4 protein-coding genes and 1 pseudogene are annotated in these 4,938 nt (G+C 66.5%); 4 read left to right on the top strand and 1 reads right to left on the bottom strand.

Annotation, left to right across the window (positions count from 1 at the left end):
- From mnmC1 to E4L98_RS18805, 3 genes are all read left to right on the top strand, one after another.
- A partial coding sequence (gene mnmC1, locus E4L98_RS18815) for an FAD-dependent 5-carboxymethylaminomethyl-2-thiouridine(34) oxidoreductase MnmC1 (RefSeq protein WP_135203082.1) occupies positions 1-1,213 on the top strand: 1,213 nt, incomplete at its 5' end.
- A 39-nt stretch (positions 1,214-1,252) separates the two neighbouring features.
- Positions 1,253-1,975 (top strand): sensor histidine kinase, encoded by a 723-nt coding sequence (locus tag E4L98_RS18810; RefSeq protein WP_135203081.1) that lies wholly within the window; start codon positions 1,253-1,255, stop codon positions 1,973-1,975.
- Between the two features lie 11 nt (positions 1,976-1,986).
- Entirely contained in the window at positions 1,987-3,708 is a 1,722-nt protein-coding gene (locus E4L98_RS18805) for a tetratricopeptide repeat-containing response regulator (RefSeq protein WP_229257456.1), read from the top strand.
- Between the two features lie 69 nt (positions 3,709-3,777).
- On the opposite strand, the gene E4L98_RS18800 is transcribed toward E4L98_RS18805, so the two are convergent.
- Positions 3,778-4,500 (bottom strand): PhaM family polyhydroxyalkanoate granule multifunctional regulatory protein, encoded by a 723-nt coding sequence (locus E4L98_RS18800; RefSeq protein ID WP_135203080.1) that lies wholly within the window; start codon positions 4,498-4,500, stop codon positions 3,778-3,780.
- 120 nt (positions 4,501-4,620) lie between these two features.
- Here E4L98_RS18800 and E4L98_RS30400 point away from each other — a divergent pair.
- Positions 4,621-4,938: pseudogene (locus tag E4L98_RS30400) on the top strand (DUF3108 domain-containing protein); the annotation flags it as partial.

Here is a 4,938-nt window from a genome sequence, read left to right as displayed (position 1 = left end):
GCCCGCCGCTCCGGCACTGGCGTCGGCCAAGCGCGCGGTCGTCATCGGCGCCGGTCTGGCCGGTTCGGCGGCGGCGCAGCGTTTGTGCGCGCGCGGCTGGCGGGTGACGCTGATCGAACGCCATGCGCAGCCGGCGCAGGAGGCATCCGGCAACCTGGCCGGCATCTTCATGCCGCTGCTGTCCAGGGACGACAACATCCCGACGCGCCTGAGCCGCGCGGCCTACCTGTTCGCGCTGCGCGAATGGCACCGCATGGGCGGCGTCGGCCGCGTCTTCGACGGCGCCGATTGCGGCGTGCTGCAATTGGCGCGCGACGAGCGTCACGCCAGGGTGCAGCGGGATGCGCTGGCGCAGTGGAACTACCCGCAAGAATACGCCCGCTGGGCCGGTGCGGACGAAGCCAGTACGCTGATCGGCGCCGCGACGCCGCATGGCGGCTGGCTGTTCGAGCGGGGCGGTTGGGCGCGTCCGGCATCCTTGTGCGAGGCGATGCTGGCATCCTGCGGCGATAATCTGCAACGCGTGTTCTGCACCGAAGCGCTGGAATTGCGGCGCCAAGACGAAGAATGGCGGGTGCACGGCGCGGACGGCAAGCTGCTGGCCGAGGCGCCGACCGTGATCCTGGCCAGCGGCGCCGCCGCCGACCGGATCGCGCAGGCGGCCGAACTGCCGTTGTTCAAACTGCGCGGGCAGGTCACGCACCTGCCCGTGGACGGCGCGGCCAGGCCGCCGGTGCTGCCACTGGTGGTCTGCCGCGAAGCCTACGTGACGCCGCCGTCGCAAGGCATGGTTTGCGCCGGCGCCACGTACGACAACGACGACGACCCCGTCCTGCGCGCCAGCAGCCAGCAGGAAAACCTGGCGCGGCTGGCTGAAATCATCCCCGGCGACGACGTTGCCGCGCTGGCGCAATCCGCGCCGCTGGCCGGCCGTGTGGGCTTCCGCTGCGCCGCGCCGGACCGCCTGCCGCTGGCCGGCGCGCTGCCCGACTATCCCAACGCCGGCCGCCTCGAATGCCTGCCGGACGTGCCGCGCCACCCCGGCCTGCATTGCCTGCTCGGATACGCTTCGCGTGGACTGATCTGGGCGCCGTTGATGGCGGAACTGCTGGTATCGCAACTGGAAGGCACCCCGCCGCCGCTGGAGGCCGCTCTGGTCGACGCTTTGGACCCCGGACGCTTCCTGCTCAAACAACGCCGGCGCGAACAATAAGCCGTATAATCAAAGCCAAACGCCCACCGAGATCCGACTATGGATGAACAAGAAGCCCCGCAGCACGAAGGCTCGCCGGAGCTGTTCATGTTTCTGGCATCGACCGTGCATGACATGAAAAATTCGATCAGCGTGCTCAGTGGCACGCTGGAGAACCTGCTGGCCGCGCAGCAGCCCTCCGACGCCCCGGAATACGGGCAGATGGCGCACATGCTGTACCAGACCAAGCGCCTCAACGACAACCTGATCCAGCTGCTGGCGCTGTACAAGGACGTCGGCAAGCCGGGTTATCCGTTCGACCCCGCGCCGCACAGCGTGCGCGAACTGGTGGAACTGGTGTCCGGCCAGACCAAGGTGCTGCTGCAGTCGCGCGGCGTCGCCATGGAGACCGACTATCCGCCGGACGCCATCTGGACCCTGGATGAAGACCTGGTGATCGGGGTGCTGGTCCACGCCATCAACAACGCCATCCGCTACACGCGCGACCGCATCCGGCTGGCGATCCGTATCGACGGCGACTACCTCGAGGTACGGGTGGAAGACAATGGCCTCGGCTTCCCGGATTCCATGCTGCAGGCCGGCGCCGACGCCATGAAGCCGCAACGCGCGCAGGTCAACTTCCTCAACAACAGCAGCGGCCTGGGGCTGTACTTCTCCAGCGAGGTCGCAAAAATGCACAAGCACCGCCAGCGCAGCGGCAGCATCGCGCTGGAAAACTGCGGCGCGCCCGGCGGCGGCTGCTTTATCCTGCGCCTGCCATGATGGTGACGGAAATGAGCGCACCGGCTCCGGCATCAGGCGGCATCGATTGGGAGGAGAAGCGCTACCTGATCATCGACGACTTCGTCGGCATCCGCCAGCTGCTGCGCGAATCGCTGCGCAACCTCGGCGCGCGCCATATCGATCAGGCGTCCAGCGGCGGCGAGGCCATGGTGCTGCTGGCGAAAACCCGCTACGACGTGGTGCTGTGCGATTACAACCTCGGCGACGGCAAGAATGGCCAGCAGGTGCTGGAGGAGGCGCGCGTGCGCAACCTGATGTTGCCGAGCAGCGTGTGGCTGATGGTGTCGGCCGAAAAGAGCGTGGAATCGGTGATGGGCGCGGCCGAGCATCAGCCGGACGCCTACATCATCAAGCCGATCACGGAAGGCGTGCTGCTGACGCGGTTGAACCGCGTGTGGATCAAAAAGCAGATCTTCGCCGAAATCGACCAGGCGTTCGCCGACAAGGACTACCTGCGCGCGGCCAAGCTGTGCGAGGAACAGGTGGCGCACCATCCGCTGCACGCCATCGATCTTCTGCGCATGAAGGCGACCCTGCTGCTCAAGAGCGGAGAGGTCGACCAGGCCGGCGCGGTGTACGAGCAGGTGCTCAACGAGCGCGAATACAACTGGGCGCGCTGCGGCCTGGGCAAGATCCGCATGGCCAACGGCGACGTCGACGCGGCGCGCCTGATGTTCCAGGCCGTGATCACCGACAACCGCTTTTACATCGACGCTTTCGACCAGCTGGCGCAGTCGTTTCAGCTGCAGGGCAAGACGGAGGAAGCGTTCGACGTGCTGCAGAAAGCCGCCAAGCTGTCGCCCAATTCGGTGCCGCGCCAGCGCGCGCTGGGACAGACGGCGCTCAAGCTGGGGAATATTCCGGTGGCGGAGCGGGCCTTCCGCAAGTGCATCGAGATCGGCGAATTCTCGGTGCGTAAAACCGTGGACGCCTATCTCGGGCTGGCGCGCGTGTGCGGCCAGAAGAACGACACCAAGGAGGCGATCCGTCTGCTCAACGCAGCGGTGCACCAGTTCGGCGGCGATCAGGTGACGCTGCGCGCCAAGATCACGGAGGGGCTGGTGTACCACGAGAGCGGCGATTTCCGCCGCGCGCGCAAGTCGGGCGACGAGCTGGAAGCAATGCTGGCCGACGAAAGCCGTCAGCGGCCCGACACCGAGAGCTGTCTCGACATGGCGACGCTGCTGTTCGCGGTGGGCGTGAAGGAAGCGCCGGTCGCCCTGCTGTGCTACGTCACCCGCAACAACCACGACAACATGCCGTTGCTGGACGATGTGCAGAAGATCTTCGACAAGGCGCGCATGAGCGAGGAGGGCCAGGAGTTGATCCGCTCATCGCGCCAGGAGGCGGCCGACATGATGAACAAGGGCGTGCTGCTGTGGAAGACCGGCAAATTCATCGAGGCCATCGAATGGATGCGCGTGGCGCGCAAGGCGCTGCCGCACAATATGCGCATCCTGTTCAACTCGGCGCAGATCCTGATCTCGCATCTGCAGAAGAACGGTTACGACGCCGGCTTCGCGGACGAGGCGATCGCGGTGCTGATGCATGTCGACGCCATCGCGCCGGGCCAGCAGCGCTTCGCCCAGCTGATGGAACAGCTGGCGATGCTGGCGCCGGTGTCGGGCGTGGTGGCCGCGGCCGCCGCCAGCGAGTACGAGGCGGAGCACGGCCCGGTGCCGGAAAGCACGCGCTTCAACAGCTACGCCTGATCAGCGGGGACAGACCACGATTCTGCAACAAGCACGCTTGTTGCAGAATCGTGGTCTGTCCCCTGCGGTTTAAGCTTTCGGTGGCGCTTTCTTCACTGCCGGCTTTTTGACCACCGGTTTTTTCACGGCCGCCGGCTGGTCGGGCGGCGTTGCGGTTTGCCCGGCCGGTTCAGCTTCGGCCGCCGGCTTGCCGGCCGACTTGGCGCCCGCCGCCGCCGCGGCGGCGAATTTCACCGCCGCGTCGGTCATCATCGATTCCGACGCCATCGCGGTCGATACCGCCTGCTTGAACTGGTCCTGCAGCAGATTCCACCAGGCGGTGGCGCCGGCATTGGCGCTGCTGCCGACGTCCGGCTTGGGCGCCTCGGCTTTCGGCGGCTCGGTCCTGGCTTCCGGCTTCGGCTTGACTTCGGGCGGCGCCGTCTGCGCCTTGTCGGCCTCGCGCGCGTGGTGGAAGAAGGCCGAAGCATACGGATTGGCGTCGAAAATCGACTTGTCGTTGACGCCCGTGTTGACCGCCGAGGCCAGGCTGGCGCCCACCGATTTCAGGGTGGCGATGGTGCCACGCTGGACTTCCAGCGCCTGGATGCTCCCGCGCAGCATGCTGAGGTTCAGATTGAGCCAGCTCTCGACGGCTTTCAGATCGCTGATCTTCTTGTCCAGCTCCTCCACCGACAGCGTGGGCGCGGTCAGGCCTGGCACGCTCATGCTGCCCCACAGGCTTTTCACGAAGTCCAGCGTATCGTTCATAACACCAGCGCCGGGAATGTTGGGCATTTGCGGATTCGCCATGGAAGTCTCCTGAATGTAGTGGTTTTAGCGTAGCAGATATTTGTTTGTCATTCAAAAGGTTTTGACAACATTTCCGGCGCCGGCCCACCCCTGGGCGCGATCCCGTTTAAACTAGCGGCCATGACGCAACCCTCCTTCCTCATCCGGCACCGGCGCGTGCTGCTCTTGTGCGCGGCCACGCTGGCGCTGCACTACACGGCCATCGAGTGGGTGGGCGGCCGCCTGAGCGCACAGTCGAACCGGCCGTCGCCGCTGCCGGCATCGCTGATGACGGCGCAGTTGCGGCTGACCTTACCCAGGCACGTCGAGAGCGCGCCGGTGGAACAGGTCAAGCCGCTGGCGCAGGCGCCGCGCAAGCCGGTCGTCAGGGTCAGACCGAAGCCGGCGCCCGCGCCTGCACCGGCGGCGGACAGCGTCGCCGCGCCAGCGCCGACGGAC

This window comes from Duganella callida (genome assembly GCF_004614165.1).
Classification (GTDB): domain Bacteria; phylum Pseudomonadota; class Gammaproteobacteria; order Burkholderiales; family Burkholderiaceae_D; genus Rugamonas; species Rugamonas callida.
The sequence above is the reverse complement of the archived record's forward strand: the minus strand, read 5'-3'. Positions and strand labels throughout refer to the sequence as shown.

Coding starts and splice junctions, on each gene's coding strand:
- E4L98_RS18810 (WP_135203081.1), top strand. CDS start 1,253: ATGGATGAACAAGAAGCCCCGCAGCACGAAGGCTCGCCGGAGCTGTTC.
- E4L98_RS18805 (WP_229257456.1), top strand. CDS start 1,987: ATGAGCGCACCGGCTCCGGCATCAGGCGGCATCGATTGGGAGGAGAAG.
- E4L98_RS18800 (WP_135203080.1), bottom strand. CDS start 4,500: ATGGCGAATCCGCAAATGCCCAACATTCCCGGCGCTGGTGTTATGAAC.